13 protein-coding genes are annotated in these 16,855 nt (G+C 30.7%); 4 read left to right on the plus strand and 9 right to left on the minus strand.

Annotated elements, in window-relative coordinates; translation table 11 throughout:
* Positions 1-24: 24 nt before the first annotated feature.
* Both ccoS and HALO113_RS02170 read right to left on the minus strand, forming a co-directional pair.
* A complete protein-coding gene (gene ccoS / locus HALO113_RS02165) occupies positions 25-198 on the minus strand; it encodes a cbb3-type cytochrome oxidase assembly protein CcoS (protein WP_159777455.1) in 174 nt (57 codons plus the stop codon).
* A 98-nt stretch (positions 199-296) separates the two neighbouring features.
* Positions 297-2,678: a heavy metal translocating P-type ATPase metal-binding domain-containing protein gene (locus HALO113_RS02170; RefSeq protein WP_159777456.1), complete on the minus strand. Its 2,382-nt coding sequence runs from the start codon at positions 2,676-2,678 to the stop codon at positions 297-299.
* 103 nt (positions 2,679-2,781) lie between these two features.
* Between HALO113_RS02170 and HALO113_RS02175 the strand changes: the two genes are divergently transcribed.
* The 4 genes from HALO113_RS02175 (at position 2,782) to HALO113_RS02190 (ending at position 7,268) form a co-directional block, all read left to right on the plus strand.
* A complete protein-coding gene (locus HALO113_RS02175) occupies positions 2,782-3,459 on the plus strand; it encodes a Crp/Fnr family transcriptional regulator (RefSeq protein WP_159777457.1) in 678 nt (225 codons plus the stop codon).
* Between the two features lie 56 nt (positions 3,460-3,515).
* A complete protein-coding gene (locus tag HALO113_RS02180; protein ID WP_159777458.1) occupies positions 3,516-4,772 on the plus strand; it encodes a hypothetical protein in 1,257 nt (418 codons plus the stop codon).
* An 82-nt stretch (positions 4,773-4,854) separates the two neighbouring features.
* A complete protein-coding gene (locus HALO113_RS02185) occupies positions 4,855-6,069 on the plus strand; it encodes an RsmB/NOP family class I SAM-dependent RNA methyltransferase (protein WP_159777459.1) in 1,215 nt (404 codons plus the stop codon).
* A gap of 5 nt (positions 6,070-6,074) precedes the next feature.
* A complete protein-coding gene (locus tag HALO113_RS02190; RefSeq protein WP_159777460.1) occupies positions 6,075-7,268 on the plus strand; it encodes an endonuclease in 1,194 nt (397 codons plus the stop codon).
* Positions 7,269-7,330: 62 nt separating this feature from the next.
* Here HALO113_RS02190 and HALO113_RS02195 read toward each other — a convergent pair whose 3' ends face one another.
* The 7 genes from HALO113_RS02195 to HALO113_RS02225 all read right to left on the minus strand — a co-directional run bounded on the left by HALO113_RS02195 (position 7,331) and on the right by HALO113_RS02225 (position 16,733).
* On the minus strand, positions 7,331-7,624 hold the full coding sequence (locus tag HALO113_RS02195) for an antibiotic biosynthesis monooxygenase (protein WP_159777461.1): 294 nt from the start codon (positions 7,622-7,624) through the stop codon (positions 7,331-7,333).
* A 234-nt stretch (positions 7,625-7,858) separates the two neighbouring features.
* Positions 7,859-8,041, minus strand: a complete 183-nt coding sequence (locus tag HALO113_RS02200; RefSeq protein ID WP_159777462.1) for a hypothetical protein — start codon at positions 8,039-8,041, stop codon at positions 7,859-7,861.
* Positions 8,042-8,048: 7 nt separating this feature from the next.
* Positions 8,049-8,825 carry an HNH endonuclease gene (locus HALO113_RS02205; RefSeq protein WP_159777463.1) on the minus strand — a complete coding sequence of 259 codons (777 nt, stop codon included), beginning with the start codon at positions 8,823-8,825 and terminating at the stop codon, positions 8,049-8,051.
* 99 nt (positions 8,826-8,924) lie between these two features.
* On the minus strand, positions 8,925-12,572 hold the full coding sequence (purL, locus tag HALO113_RS02210; protein ID WP_159777464.1) for a phosphoribosylformylglycinamidine synthase: 3,648 nt from the start codon (positions 12,570-12,572) through the stop codon (positions 8,925-8,927).
* A 176-nt stretch (positions 12,573-12,748) separates the two neighbouring features.
* The gene (locus tag HALO113_RS02215) at positions 12,749-14,323 is read right to left on the minus strand and encodes an endonuclease (protein ID WP_159777465.1); all 1,575 of its coding nucleotides are present in this window, start codon (positions 14,321-14,323) and stop codon (positions 12,749-12,751) included.
* 123 nt (positions 14,324-14,446) lie between these two features.
* Positions 14,447-15,082, minus strand: coding sequence for a DUF1579 domain-containing protein (locus HALO113_RS02220; protein WP_159777466.1), 636 nt, complete (start codon positions 15,080-15,082; stop codon positions 14,447-14,449).
* 115 nt (positions 15,083-15,197) lie between these two features.
* A complete protein-coding gene (locus tag HALO113_RS02225; protein ID WP_159777467.1) occupies positions 15,198-16,733 on the minus strand; it encodes a hypothetical protein in 1,536 nt (511 codons plus the stop codon).
* Between the last annotated feature and the right edge of the window lie 122 nt (positions 16,734-16,855).

A 16,855-nucleotide genomic window follows, 5' to 3' on the forward strand; every position in this document is an offset into this window, starting at 1 on the left:
AATTAGATTAATTTTTTTGTTTTTCTACTTTTTAATTATTTTACTTGGGCTTTTTTTTAATTCATCGTCAAATAGCATTCTGACTGATGGTGTATAATCGTCGTCAAATTGCCCACTTCGCACTGCTTTTATAAAAGCAACTAAAAAGACAATTGCAACTAAAATACTTACTGTGATTAAAATATAAATGACACTCATACCTTAAAATTATGTTAACAAAGTTAATAGTACGCTTTTTCAAAAAATATGATATTTATCATACTTACCTTATTTGAAAGCAAACCAATATGAACTTTTTATTTTCGATTCTTTTTTGCATAAAAATTACTCATTAAAGTCACAAAACTTACTATGGTAATTGAACTTAAGGGCATTATTATTGCAGCTACTAAAGGTGATAAATTTCCTGAAACAGCAAAGGACAAGCCTACTAAGTTGTATAATAATGATAAACCAAAACTCATGTATATAGTTTTCATTGCATTTTTGGAATAGTCCAAATAATATCCAATATTTGAAAATTCGCTAGCATCCATAATACCATCACATGCTGGAGAAAAAACGTTTACATTTTCTGAAATGGATATTCCCACATTACTTTGTGCCAGAGCTCCAGCATCATTAAGACCATCTCCTATCATCATTACATTTTTACCTTCCTTTTGCAAATTTTCTATGTATTTCAACTTTTGCTCTGGTTTTTGGTTAAAAATGAGTTGTGTATCTTTAGGTAACATTTTTTCTAAGATCTTCCTTTCACCATCATTATCACCAGATAAAATACTCAAATGATATTTTTTAGATAAATTTTCAAATAATTCTTCCAACCCCTGTCTGTACTGATTATTAAAAACAAAACTTCCTTTGTAAATCCCATTAATTTCAATATGAACTTTGGTTTTTTTATGAGTATTTTCACTAATATGATTTAGATAATCTGAAGACCCTAATTTTAATGTGTTTTCATTGAAACTAGCTTCAACTCCTTTACCAATAATTTCTTCGAAATGTGTGGGTGCTATTTTATCGGTTTGGGGTAAGTAATCATATAACCTTCTACTCAAAGGATGATTAGAACCTCGTAGCGCATTTTTTAAAAACATTACTTCATTTTCACTTAAATTTTTGCCTTCATAAGTAATCGAAGTCTTTTTATTAGTAGTTATTGTACCTGTTTTATCAAAGACTAAAGTATCTACTTTTGCTAATTGTTCAATTACCAATGCATTCTTCAAATACATTTTTTGTTTTCCCATGATTCGTAGGACATTTCCTAATGTAAAAGGTGCTGTTAAAGCTAAGGCACAAGGACAAGCTACAATTAAAACAGCCGTAAAAACAGTAAAGGCAGTTTTTAAATCAATAAACAACCAAATGAAGAAAACAGAAAAAGCTAATATTAATAAAATAGGAGTAAAATAATGACTCACACGGTCTGTAATTGTTTTATGCTTTTGTTGGATTTTCTTTTGAAAAACATCATTGCCCCATAATTGTGTTAAATAACTTTGGGAAACAGAAAAAAGCACTTCAATTTCTATACTTTTTCCGGTCAATTTTCCGCCAGCAAAAACTTTATCTCCTGATTTTTTTTCAATCGGTACAGCTTCACCTGTAACGAAACTATAATCAATGGCTGCTTTTTCAGAAATTAGAACTGCATCTACTGGTAATAATTCTTGATTACGTATTAATAATCGATCCCCTTTTTCAATATCATATACTTGAACAGGAATTTCTGAGCCATCATTATTCAATTTTGTAATTGCAATAGGAAAATAGGATTTATAATCGCGTTCAAAGGATAAGAAATTGTATGTTTTTTGTTGAAATAATTTTCCTAACAACATAAAGAAAACTAGTCCTGTCAAACTATCAAAAAAACCTTGCCCATAGTCAAAAATAATATCAACTGTACTGCGAATAAACATAACTATGATTCCTAATGCAATAGGAATATCAATATTTAGTAATTTAGATTTGATACTTTTATAAGCAGAAACATAATAATCACTAGCAGAATAAATAAAAGATGGCAAAGACAAAGCAAAAATTAACCAACGAAAGAACCCTCTGTATTGATTAATCCAATATTCTTCAACTTCAAAATATTCTGGAAAGGATAATAGCATAATATTTCCAAAACAAAAAAAAGCTACTCCTAATTTATATATTAGACTTCGATCAACATTTTTTTTACCCGCTTCAAAATTTTCTAAACTTATATAAGGCTCATATCCAATAGAACTTAACAAATAAGTAATTTCTTTTAAAGAAGTTTTAGAAGCATCGAAAGTTATACGAACTTTTTTCTCCGGGAAATTAACTTGTGAACTACTTATTCCTTCTTGCAACTTTTGTAAATTTTCCAAAATCCAAATACACGAGCTACAATGTATATGAGGTATGAAAAGTGAAACAATAGATGTTGTCTCTTCTTGAAAATCCAGTAGTTTATTAATAATTTTTTCATCATCTAAAAAATCATATTTTCCTATAATATCTTGTGGTGTCGCTCCTGGAGCTTGTTCAAAGTCATAATAACAAGTTAAATCATTTTGATTAAAAATTTCGTAAACCGTTTTACAACCATTACAACAAAAACTTCTGTTATCAAAAATAATTTCTTCATTATTAGACACTTCAGTACCACAATGGAAACAATTTTTTGTATCCATAAATTTGCTCATTTTACCTGTAACAAAGGTTGCAATTGTATCAAATTAAAAATATGATATTTGTCATACTTTAATTATATTTGAAAAAAAATAGTAAATCTTTATGAGCAAGTGCGAACAATGCATTGTAAGACAATTTAGTTCTATTAAAGCACTAACCAAAGAACAGTTGGTTCAAATGGCTAATTGTAAAACTTCTTATACAATTAAAAAAGGAGAATCAATATTTGAAGAAGGAGAAAATTTAAATGGCGTATATTGTATAAAAGATGGAGTTTGCAAATTATCTAAATTAAGTTCTAACGGAAAAGATCAAATTGTAAAATTAGTTAAGGCTGGAGAACTTTTAGGTCAACGCTCCATGATAAGTGAAGAATCGGCAAATTTATCGGCCGTTGCTTTAGAAGATATGGAGGTCTGCTTTGTACCCAAAAGTGAAATATTACAATTTTTCAATCAAAACAATGATTTTTCAATGAATGTAATGAAAACGATTTGTGGTGATTTAAAAGAGGCTGATGATCATATGGTCGATATGGCTCAAAAAACAGTTAAGCAACGTTTAGCTGAAACTTTAATTTATTTAGAGGAAACCTTTGGAAAAAATGAAGATCAAAGTATAAAAATTCAACTTTCTAGAGAAGAACTAGCTGGAATGATAGGTACAGCAACTGAAAGTTGTATTCGCTTATTATCAGAATTCAACAAGAGTAAAATCATTGATTTACAAGGTAAAAAGATTTTTTTAAAAGATAAAAAAGCGCTTCAAAAAATCAGTTAATTTATTTTTGGCACAATAATTGGATTATAATTCATGTAACATAAAACATGAATAATATGAAAACGAATTTACTTACAGGAATATTTAGTTTTTTCTTTGCTGTGACTTCCTTTGCGCAAGATAAAACAACAGTAACTGCAAATAGCAGTGATATAAGTGATAATTTGGATTTAAGAGCAGTAGCTACTATTTTTGGTGATGCTTCAGATTTAGAAGATTTTGAAAGAAGATTAAATGATCCAAAATCTCAAATTTCAAATTTAGATTTAAATAATGACAATTATGTCGATTATTTACGTGTTATTGAATCGGTAGAAGGTGCTGCACATATTATAGTAATTCAAGCTGTTTTAGATAAAGACATTTATCAAGATGTTGCTTCTATTGAAGTAGAAAGAGACAACAATAATAATGTACAAGTACAAGTTGTGGGAGATGTATATATGTATGGATCAAATTATATATATGAACCTGTTTATGTACACAGACCTGTAATCTATACTACCTTTTGGGTAAGTAGTTATCGTCCTTACTGTTCAAGCTGGTATTGGAATTACTATCCTACTTATTACACTTATTGGAGACCTTTTCCTATCTTTAGATATAGAAATCATATAGCAGTTCACATTAATTTTGGTCATTCTTATCACTATGTTACTACCAGAAGATGTGCTTATGCTTACAATACTTATTATGGAAGAAGATGCAATGGCTATGAGAGAAGATATCCAAACCATTCCTTTAGTCATAGAAATTCTGGATATAGCAATAGATATGAAATGGATCAAAATAGATCAATTAGCACAAGAGTTCCAGGTTCAAGAGAATTAGCATATAACAATAATAGAACATCGGGTCAAATAAGAGAAGGAAGAACAAATACTGAAGGATCTACGAGAGGTTATACTTCTACAAGAAATTCAAGCTCGGATGTGGCAACTACAAGAGGGCATTCTTCTATTACAAGAGATAACAATACATCCTCTACTAGAAATTATTCCTCTACAAGAGATAACAACACCAATGGAACAAGAAATTATTCTTCAACAAGAGATACAAAATCAATTACAAGTACTCCTAGAGATTATTCTTCAACGAGATCAAATTCGAGTTCCACAAGAAATTATGAATCAATTAGAAGTTCATCAGCAACCCGTAATAATAATGCCCAAATGAACACTTCAAGAAGTTCTAGCTCCCAAAGAGAAAGCACTAACAGAAGTTACAGTGGTTCTTCTAGACAGAATGGTAGTTCGAGTAATAATAGAAGTGCTAATGGAAGAGGTGATTCACAGAGAGGTGGAAGAGGATAATATTGAAATATAGAAAGAAAGCTGTCTTCTAAGACAGCTTTTTTTGTTTAAATTACTATCTTTGCAGGCTGATTAAATAAAAATGAGATTACACAGAAATTTAGTTTTTACGGTTATTGATTCTTTATTAGCTATATTCAATGAAGGAGAATATGCAGATAAAGTAGTAGCTCGTGCTTTAAAAAAAGATAAACGTTGGGGTAGCAACGATAGAAAATTTGTAGCAGAAACCATTTATGAAATTGTACGTTGGAAAAGGTTATATGCTGAAATTGCAGAAGTAAAAGAACCTTACGATAGAGATAACGTTTGGCGAATCTTTGCTGTTTGGGCCGTTTTAAGAGGCATCACGCTTCCTGATTGGAAATATTTTGAATCGACTCCAACGAGAAAAATTAAAGGCCGTTTTGATGAGCTATCAAAGATTAGAAAATTCAAAGAATCTATTCCTGATTGGATGGATGAATTGGGTATAGAGGAACTAGGTGAAGTAACTTGGTCTAAAGAATTAGAAGCGCAAAATAAACAAGCTGAAGTAATTCTAAGAGTCAATACGCTAAAAACAACTAAGGAAAAATTAAGAGCGCAATTAATGGATTTAAATATAGAAACTTCTATATCCAAAGACTATCCTGATGCACTTATTTTAAAGGAAAGAGCCAATGTATTTATGACCGATTTATTTAAAGAAGGTTATTTTGAAGTACAAGATGCTTCTTCTCAATTAGTGGCCTACTTTTTAGATGTAGCTCCTGGAATGCGAGTAGTTGATACTTGTGCAGGTGCAGGTGGTAAAACATTACATTTAGCTTCTTTAATGCAAAATAAAGGCCAATTGATTGCTATGGATATTTATGAAAGTAAATTAAAGCAATTAAAATTGCGTGCTAAGAGAAATGGTGTTCACAATGTTGAATTTCGTGTGATTGATTCTACTAAAGTGATAAAAAAACTACATGAAAAAGCAGATCGTGTATTAATAGATGCTCCATGTAGTGGATTAGGCGTTATGAAACGCAATCCTGATAGTAAATGGAAACTACAACCTGAATTTATCGATAATATAAAACAAGTACAAGCAGAAGTTTTACAAAACTATTCTAAAATAGTAAAACCAGGTGGAAAAATGGTATATGCTACTTGTTCTGTTTTACCTTCTGAAAATGAAGAACAAGTTAAGCATTTCTTAAGCACAGATGCAGGAAAAAACTTTACTTTTGTAAAAGAAAACAAAGTTTTAGCTCATGAAAGTGGTTATGACGGATTTTATATGGCTCTATTAGAACGTAAACTATAAAAAAAATGAAAAACAAAATTACTCTATTACTATTATTATTTCTAACATACAGTTTCTCTCAAATTCCAGCAGGATATTATGACTCTGCTACAGGTACAGGATATGCTTTAAAAACGCAATTGAAAAAAATTATTGATGATAATAATGATGGATTGCCTACAGAGTATCTTCATATTGACAGAGGTTATGGTAGCGGAACAAGCACAACCAATAATGGGTTATGGACTGCTTATGGAACAACAGACAGGGATATGGGCATAGGTTATGAAAATGACAATACCATTGTTGACATGTATTCAGAAAACCCAGCAGCTTCAGATTCATATAATTTCAATTACAATACGGCTTTAGGAGCAAATAATGGTCAATGTGGAACCTATTCTAACGAAGGTGATTGCTACAATAGAGAACATTTAGTACCTCAGGCTTATTTTGATCATTATCAAGTTAATCCAATGAAAAATGATCCTAATTTTGTAATTCCAACTGATGGAAAAGTTAATGGAATTAGAGATAATTACCCTTTTGGAGTTGTTAACATAGCAAGTTATACATCTCAAAATGGTTCAAAATTAGGTTCGAATTTAAACTCTGGCTATTCATCTGGTTATACTGGCACTGTTTTTGAACCTATAGATGAGTTCAAAGGAGATATAGCACGTTGTATCTTATATTTTGCAACTCGTTATGAAGATTTAATGGATAATTTTTATACGGGTGCTTCTGTGCAATCTAAAAACATGTTTGATGGTTCAACAAATAAAGTTTTTTCAAATACTTTTTTAAATATTTTATTGAAGTGGCATTTACAAGATCCTGTTAGTACAAAAGAAATTAATAGAAATAACGCAATTTTTGTATTTCAAAATAATAGAAATCCTTACATAGATCATCCAGAATATGTATGTCAAATTTGGTCTTCACAATGTGCTGTTTTAAGTTCTGAAAATTTTGCTTCTTTAGATGGTTTATTGATTTATCCTAATCCAACAAACAATAATACAGTTTTTATATCTTCACCAACCTCTTTAAAAGAAATGGTGATTTACAATATCAATGGGCAAATTGTACAAGAAATTAAAAATCTAAATACAATTTCTAATGAAACGTATCAAATAAATAATTTAAATAGTGGTTTTTATATGGTAAAAGTAGCATCTGAAAATGCTACAATCACTAAAAAGATTATTGTAAATTAAATATTTCTATATAGGTCTATAAAAAGAGGTTTAATTTAAATATTAAACCTCTTTTGTTTTTGTTAGAATCCAAAATCGTATTCTCTCTCTATTTTTGCGATTCTCACCTTGTAGTTTTTATACCATGTACTTCTCCCCTTTTCTTGAGCAACCAAATGATCAATATTGGTTTTCCAATTTCGAATCGCTTCTAAACTTTCCCAATACGATACAGTTATGCCAATTTCATTTCTAGCACTTTCAACACTTATAAATCCAGGCTGTAATCGCGCTAAAACCTCCATCTTTTCAGCCATTTTAGCATAACCATTGTCATTTTCGGTTCTTATTGAAGTAAAAATTACTGCGTAATACATCTTTTTAGGAATTAGTTGTTAGTTGTTAGTTGTTAGTTGTTAGAAAATTATAAATTTGTTTTGAAAAAACCCTTTTTAAATAAAAAAAGAACTAAATACTATGATTTCTTCGCTTCTTCCCAAAATGGTAGAACTATTTGAAAATCATAGATTTTCCAATTCCTTATTTTGGCAAACGCTTCGCTTCTTCCCAAAATGGTAGAACTATTTGAAAATCATAGATTTTCCAATTCCTTATTTTGGCAAACGCTTCGCTTCTTCCCAAAATGGTAGAACTATTTGAAAATCATAGATTTTCCAATTCCGTGTTAGACTATCTGTAATTTTAAGGGCTGCGTTAATTTCTGATATATTTTGACTAAAAGTAGTAATAGAAAAAATTATGATTATGGTTTGAAGTAGTTTTTTTATTATCATTTTATAATTATTTTTCATCAATTATCCGTAATGTAAAATCAACATCAATTAACTTTCTAATTAAGATGGCATTTTTAAAAATACCTTTTTTTAAATCAAATGATTTTTTGATATAATTAAGGTAATTTTCTTTTGAATATTCTTTTTTTGGTATTGAAAAAACATGTCCGAGAAACTCAATTTCAGTAAAAAAATCATCATCATATAAATACTCCATCCTATCAAACATTAATATTGGAGTTTCAGATTCTCTTTCAAACATTATAAAGATGCCAATATTTCTTTCAAAATATAAAATTGGAATATCATATTTATTGAATCTAGCAAAGTTTCTAATGTAATCAAATTTAGAATCTAAACATAAAAGATGATTTGTTTGCCTATCATACTCTTCAAACCACATTTTTACTAAACCTCGTTTAAAATTTATACATGATTCTTTTTGAAAATCAGATTTTAATAAAAATGTTCGTTTTATTACAATTCTAGTTTTACCATTCCTTTCTTTAATGTCAAAAAATTTAGATTTAAACTTACCAATCTGTCTTTTCGTTTTTCTATTAATTAAAAACCTTTGCCTTGATAAACAAAAAGTTTCTTTTAAAGCTTCTTCAATCGAATAGCCGTTTTTTTTTGTAGTTTTTCCAAAATATTCATTACAATCGTCACATACATTTTTATTGAAGCGCTGTCCACCAAGAGATTTGGGGATTGTATGAGCTTTTTTAATAAAAGTTACTTTGTCTTCACTTTTTAAACACCAAATACATTTTTTTTGATTCAATTATAATTACTTTTAAAAAAGTAAATATAAAACATTTCTAAAAACAAAACAGCCTCAATTGTCATATTGAGGCTGTTTAAAGAGCTTATTTTTCTAAACTTATTTTCTTTTTTCAATCCATTCTCTTGCATTTACAAAAGCTTCAATCCATGGAGAAACTTCATCGTTTCTGTCTTTTGGATAATGTGCCCAGTTCCAAGGGAAAGTAGAACGCTCAATATGTGGCATCATTACTAAATGTCTTCCAGTATTGTCACACAACATCGCTGCATTGTAATCGGAACCGTTTGGATTCGCTGGATAGCCTTCATAACCATATTTGGCTACAATATTGTATTGATCTTCACTGTAAGGTAAATTGAATTTCCCTTCTCCATGTGAAATCCAAACACCTAAGGTACTTCCTGCTAAGGTTTTTAACATCACCGAATTGTTTTCTTGAATGGTTACGGAAGTAAAGCCACTTTCGTGTTTATGTGATTCATTGTGTAGCATTTTACCATGAACTTCATGCTCTGGATGAATTAATTCTAATTCCATCATTAATTGACAACCATTACAAATGCCCACCGATAAAGTGTCTTCACGTTTAAAGAAGTTCTTTAAAGCGGTATTGGCTTTTTCATTGTATAAAAAGGCTCCAGCCCAACCTTTAGCACTTCCTAAAACGTCAGAATTTGAAAAGCCTCCAACAGCACCAATAAATTGAATGTCTTCTAAAGTTTCACGTCCCGAAATTAAATCGGTCATGTGTACGTCTTTTACATCAAAACCTGCTAAATACATCGCATTTGCCATTTCACGTTCTGAATTACTTCCTTTTTCACGAATAACCGCTGCTTTTGGTCTTGTTTTTCCAGAAGTGACAGGAGCTAATCCTGTAAAATGACTTGGGAAAGTATACTGTAAAGGTTGGTTTGCAAAGTTTTCAAAACGCTCTAACGATTTTCCGTTTTTAGTTTGTTTTTGATCGAGTAGGAAAGAGGTTTCAAACCACATTTCTCTATATTTATTAATATCGAAAGTTAATAATCCAAGGTCCAAAGTTCCGCTGTTAGTAACTTTTCCTAATTTAAAAATTTCGATCCCTTCCATTGCTTTTTCAAAAGCCGAATCTTCATTGGCTTGTAAAACAATTCCAATATTTTCTGAGAACAATACTTTTACTACATCGGTTTCATTTAACGAACTCAAATCTAATGTAGCGCCTAATTGAATATCGGCAAAACACATTTCTAATAAAGTCGTTATCAAACCACCACTTCCAATATCGTGACCCGCTGCAATTGCATTGGCTTTAATGGCTTCTTGAATGGCGTTAAATGCATTTTTGAAGAAATTACTATCTAAAATGGTAGGTGTTTCTGTACCAATTTTATTTTGTGTTTGAGCAAAAGAACTACCACCTAATTTAAAAGAATCTTGTGATAAATTGATATAATATACAGAACCTTTCTCTTTTTGAAATACAGGTTCTACTACTTTAGTGATGTCATTACAATTCCCAACAGCAGAGATAATAACAGTACCAGGAGCAATAACTTCATCGTTTGGATATTTCTGTTTCATCGAAAGCGAATCTTTGCCCGTTGGGATATTAATTCCTAATTCGATTGCAAATTGCGAACACGCTTCCACAGCTTCATATAAACGTGCATCTTCTCCTTCATTTTTACATGGCCACATCCAATTGGCAGACAAAGAAACACTTTGTAAATTGTCTTTTAACGGAGCAAAAACAATATTAGATAAAGCCTCAGCAATGGCATTTCTACTTCCTGCTTTTGGATCAATAATAGCAGCAATAGGAGCGTGACCTATTGATGTTGCAATTCCTTCTTTGCCTTTGTAATCTAAGGCCATTACACCCACATTATTTAATGGTAATTGCAAAGGTCCTGCACATTGTTGTTTAGCAACTTTTCCACCCACACAACGATCTACTTTATTGGTTAACCAGTCTTTACAAGCAACCGCTTCTAACTTTAAGATTTCTTCAAGGTAAGTAGATATGTTTTCTTGCGAATACTCGATTTCAGTATAGTTTCTTTTTATAGTTGAATCGGTCATGATCGTTTTTGGTGAACTTCCAAAGAAATCCTCTAAAGCATAATCCATTGGTTTGGCACCTGTAGTTTTGCTTTCAAAAGTAAAACGATGATCACCCGTTACATCACCTACTTGATACATTGGAGTACGCTCTCTTTCCGCAATGCGTTCCAAAGTGTCTATATTTTCTTTTCCAATAACCAATCCCATTCTTTCCTGAGATTCATTACCAATAATTTCTTTAGCCGATAAGGTAGGATCTCCAACAGGCAATTGATCTAAATCGATTAAACCACCCGTTTCTTCTACTAATTCAGATAAGCAGTTTAAGTGACCACCAGCACCATGATCATGAATAGAAACAATTGGATTATTATCGCTTTCTACTAAACCACGAATGGCATTGGCTGCTCTTTTTTGCATTTCAGGATTAGAACGTTGAATAGCATTTAATTCAATTCCTGAACTGAAAGCACCAGTGTCTGCTGAAGAAACAGCTGCGCCACCCATTCCAATTCTATAATTTTCGCCTCCTAAGATGACAATTTTATCACCTGTTTGCGGTTTCTTTTTAATGGCTTGATCTAGTTTTCCATATCCAATTCCACCCGCTTGCATAATGACTTTATCATATCCTAATTTGCGCGCTTCTTCTTCATGCTCAAAAGTTAATATAGAACCTGTGATTAAAGGTTGACCAAATTTATTACCAAAGTCAGAAGCTCCATTAGAAGCTTTAATCAAAATATCCATAGGAGTTTGATACAACCATTTTCTCTCAGCCATTCCGTTTTCATAACTTCTGTTATTGGTTAAACGAGAATAAGATGTCATATAAACAGCTGTTCCTGCTAAAGGAATAGAACCTTGGCCACCTGCCAATCGGTCACGAATTTCTCCTCCCGAACCTGTAGCTGCACCATTGAAAGGTTCTACAGTAGTAGGGAAATTATGAGTTTCGGCTTTTAAAGAAAGTACGGATTCAAACTCTTTTTTCTCATAAAAGTCAGGCTTATCTGCCGATTTAGGTGCAAATTGTTCTGTTTTTGGTCCTTTAATAAAAGCAACATTATCTTTATAAGCAGAAACAATATCATTCGGATTTTCAGCAGAAGTTTTTTTGATTAATTTGAATAAAGAAGTTTCTTTTTCCAATCCATCAATAATAAAGGTGCCGTTAAAAATTTTGTGACGACAATGCTCCGAATTTGCTTGAGAAAAGGCAAATACTTCTGAGTCGGTTAATTTTCTACCAATTTTTAGGGATAAGTTATTTAAATATTCAATTTCTTCATCATTTAAAGCCAAACCTTCCGTTTGATTGTATTGTGCAATATCATCAATTTCTAAAATGGGTTCCGGTTGAATGTTGATGGTATAAATAGTTTGATTTAAGCCCTCATATTTTTGAGATAACATGGGGTCAAAATCAGTAAAATCGGCCTCAACTTTTTGAAATTCTTCAATTCGAAGAATGCCATTGATACCCATATTTTGAGTGATTTCTACCGCATTGGTACTCCAAGGTGTAATCATAGTTGCTCTTGGTCCAACAAAAAAATCCGTAAGTACGGATTTTTCTATTTTATGGGTGTTGCCAAAAAGCCAATTTAATTTTGAAATGTTTTCTGCCGAAAGTTCGTTTTGCGTTTGTACCGCAAAAACAGTGTTACTTTCGTTTCCGAAGAAATGAATCATTGTGTTGTATTGTTTTATTCTTTGGTGTTCCTAATAAGCTGGGTTCACCTCAGGAGTTGTTGTTGATGTTGCAAATTTATTTTAAAAAAACTGAAGTTCAAAGTATATTTTTAGCAACTTAATAAAAAAATACCTACCATTTGTTAACAGTAGGTATTTAGTATTTATTCTAGTGATTATTCAACAATTATTCGTAAAGTTTTATTATTGCTTTGATTAGAAACGGTAACATGATATATACCTTGAGTTAGGTTGTTTATTTGTATTTCATTTTCACTTGTTACATTCTTTTCAAAAACTTTTTGACCTAAAAGAGAGTAAATTTGAATCAAATAGGTTTCATTCTTTTCACTAAAGGATAAAGTAAATGTTCCTTTATTAGGATTTGGATATGCAAGAATTTCAATTTGAGAAGTATTATTTACTTCTTGAGCGGTTCTATTACCTAAGTCACTACATGAATCTACAGAATAAGTATTCCAATCTGTGCTAGAATAAGTTGATTTTGGAGCTGTTGCTGTAGATTTCCTCCTAAGCGTAACATCAGCAGCAAAATTTGAAGTTCCACCATTAAATGTTCCAATTATATCAATTAAGACGCCATTTTTAAATAAACCAACCGCATCATTACCATTAAATGTTAATTCGGTAGATGAAGTAGAAATATTAGCATTTGTTTTTGTGTAGCAAGTAGAAGAAATTGAACTATTTACAATTACAAATTTTCCATTATTAGCTAGTGATCCTGTTAATGCTAATCCCGAACTCCATGAACCAGAACCGTTAGTTTGTTTTTTGATAGAATATGAACTAAGACTTATTGATGCACCTGTTTCATTTTTTATTTCCAAAGCTTTGTTATTAGATGAACCTTCTACATATTCTGAAAAGTATAAATCACTTTTTGTACCTGTTGAAGATCCACCACCAGTTGATCCACCACTAGATGTTCCTCCCCAAATAGCATTTACATAGCTAGGGTTATCAATAAAAGGATTTCGGTTACCTTGTCTTGCATAAATTGCATTATTTCTTTCAATTTCTCTTGCACTTACAGGATCTTGAGCATGCCAAGCTAATAACATATTCAGAAAGGGAGTAGTAAAAACTTGATTGCTTGTTTTATTGAACATATCATAAGTATAAGAAGCAACTGTATTTTCATATCTTGTAGCAAAATAAAAATACATTCTTGCAATATCTCCTTTAAAAGCATCAGCAGGTTCAAAAACAGTACCGCTGTAACCAGAAACTGCACTTGTTCCTAATTTACTTCCATTTTTAGTGGTAGTGGATGCTGTTGCTACATTTCCATGAGGATAATTAGATCGAATGCCATTTACCTTACCGTCAGTTGGAGGAATATGATGTGCATCTGAAACCATAGGTGCAGAAGAATTAAAAACAGATTGAGGTATCATGTGTTCTCTGTTATAGCAATTTCCTTCTACGGAATATGTACCACATTGATTGGTTCCATAAGTAAAATTATAAGGATCTTTGCCGTTTTGAATTTCAGAATATAAATCGAAAATGGTATTGTCATTTTCATTTTGATGATCTCTATCAGAAGTGCTGTAGGTTGTCCATAAACCACTGTAGCCTCTATCCGTATGATTTTTAATAATGTTATACAATTGAGTCTTTAAAGTATAACCCGTTCCAGTTGCAGAAGAATAATAACCACTTGGTGCTTGACCAAAGCTTAAAGAAGCAATTAAAATTGCAAATAATACGTTAATTTTTTTCATTTGTTTATTGTTTATTAGTTACTTAGCAAATCTATAGACAAAAAACAAATCTAAAATTAACGTATTATTAATTTATTAACACACTTATTAATAATTTCTTAATATTAAATTCTTTTAAATTACTTATTTTCTTTTTAATATCGCTTCCATACTTTTAAATTCTTTACCATCAAAATCGATATCGTACATTTCCATTTTTTGCGTATTGTTGTCAATGTAGGTAAATATTTCACGCATTTTCTTTTCTTTTCTTGTAAGTGGGTCAATTGTTGTACCTGATAAATGAATAGATTTTGTATTTGGATTAAATTGTCCTCTCATGACCATTATACCTGTTCCCATATTATCTATCCAAGTAGAAACATATTCTTGAGCGGTATTATCATAAGCCAAAGTACTTTTACCTTCAAAAGGCATCCCCATCATAAGACCTTTATGAATAGATTCTTGATATCTTCCTCCTAGAATCATTTTATTTTCAACCATTAATTTGAAAGTATTGGGTTCACTTTTGCGGTGAGCCCAAAAAGTAATTTCTTCATCCCAACGGCCGTTATCATTAGCCATTATTTCATGAGTTTTAGTAGGAGTCATGTGTTTTTCCCATGCTTTACTAACAGTAGCAGAATCAGGAGGTAACTGATTTTGAACTATTACTTCGGGAATTTCTAAATTATATTCGCCATCTGCTTTTGGAGTAATGTCTTTACAAGAAGATAAACAAAAAAATACAAACAAAAAGGGTAGAGTTGTTTTCATAATAGTAGATATTAGGTTGTTTAACCAAATATACTAAAAAAACATCAAATTATGTATATGTTTAATAATTTATTTAAATAACTAAATAATTATCAAAAAATTTAGAAAAATTATATTAATTTATAAATTGATATGCTCCAATGTCTGGGTTAGTATTTGTTCCTGTAGGTCTAGGATTTCCTTTAATATCATTGAAGTTTGGGCTTAAATTAATGCCTTGATTAATTACTGCTGCATCTTCTTCAATATTTAATTCATTTCCATTTGGATTGGCAAATTTTGGATTGTTAACTAAACTTGATGTAGCAATTAAACAATTAGAAAATTTAGATGAATTAAATGGATAAAGTGGATTGTTTAATTCATTGTATCGAATCAAACAATTATTAAACTGATAGTTAAAATTAGTATCTACACCTTCTTGTTCAAAAGCAAGTGCTTTATTAGTAGATCCATAAATAATACAATTTTCAAAAATTGCATTTAATGTATATTCAGTTGCTCCATTATAATCATCTAAATAAAGTGAGTATTGGCTAGGGGACGACCAATAATTCGCGAATGTACATTGTTTAAAATCATAATTTCCTCCAAAAGTACAAGCTATGCTAGCTTCACCACAATTATTTGTAACAATATTTTTTCCTGTTATAAATCCTGTTCTTGCAAGAATACCCACATTACTGCAATTATAAACTTGAATATTATTTAAGCTTAAGTTTGAATTTCCTTCATTTCCTGTTACAAAAAGTCCAACAGTAGCATTTTTTATAGTTACATGATTTAAAGAATTGTTTATACTGCCAAGTGTAAACCAAATTGTTCCCCATTGTCCAGGTACTTCAGAAAAATCAGGCTCTAATCGGTCGCTTTCAAAAATAACTTCATTTTCTAAGGCTTCGGTTGTAGATAAATTTCCGTTAATTTGTAAAGAAGCATTATCAGCAACAATCAATCCAGATTCAGAATGAAAATGTATTCGTGCTCCAGCATCAACCAAAAGAGTTTCACCATTTGGGACAACCGCATAACCATACACTACATACGGTTTTGTATTAGTCCAATGCAATTCATCTCCATTTATGGGGTCATTATTTGATAAAATACTTGCTTTAATAGTTACTGGATTTCCGTTTTCATCAACACCCAAACTTACGCTTTCATAGGTATATGTATTATCTGGATTTTGTACCCTTTCAGGATATATGAAATAAGCATCTTGTATTAATGTAACTAATTCCACCTTTTGAAAATTACTATCTGTTCCAAAACGGATTTGGTCCGTATATAGAAAATCGGTTGGATTAGCATCGGCAACATCAGAGGTTACTTCCACAAAAATAAATAAACTATCATTTGCTAAAAGTTCTACATTATCAAATATTTTTCCCGGTAAACCATCAACCATTAATCTGTAATTTGAATTTAATCCTTTTCCTAATTGAATTTTTGGAATAGAGATATTCTTATCACTTTTATTATATACTTTTAGTGTGTAAGTACTAGAGCCAATGTTAGTAAATACGGTATCTAGATAAACAGTGTCTCTTGAAAATTCTAAATTTCCAACACTCGGTTCAAAATCAAAATCATTTCTACAAGAAGTAACTGTAATAAATATTAGAATTACTATATAATAATAGTGTTTCATTGTTTCTTAATCGTTAGCAATTTTATATTGGTAAATGTACTATTTTTAAAAATAAAACGAAATTAATCTTATTTTCTTATGCTATCCAAAAAAAGATTAATTTGTATTTTTGCGAAAATTAA

This window comes from Flavobacterium sp. 9AF, from assembly GCF_902506265.1.
Lineage (GTDB): Bacteria > Bacteroidota > Bacteroidia > Flavobacteriales > Flavobacteriaceae > Flavobacterium.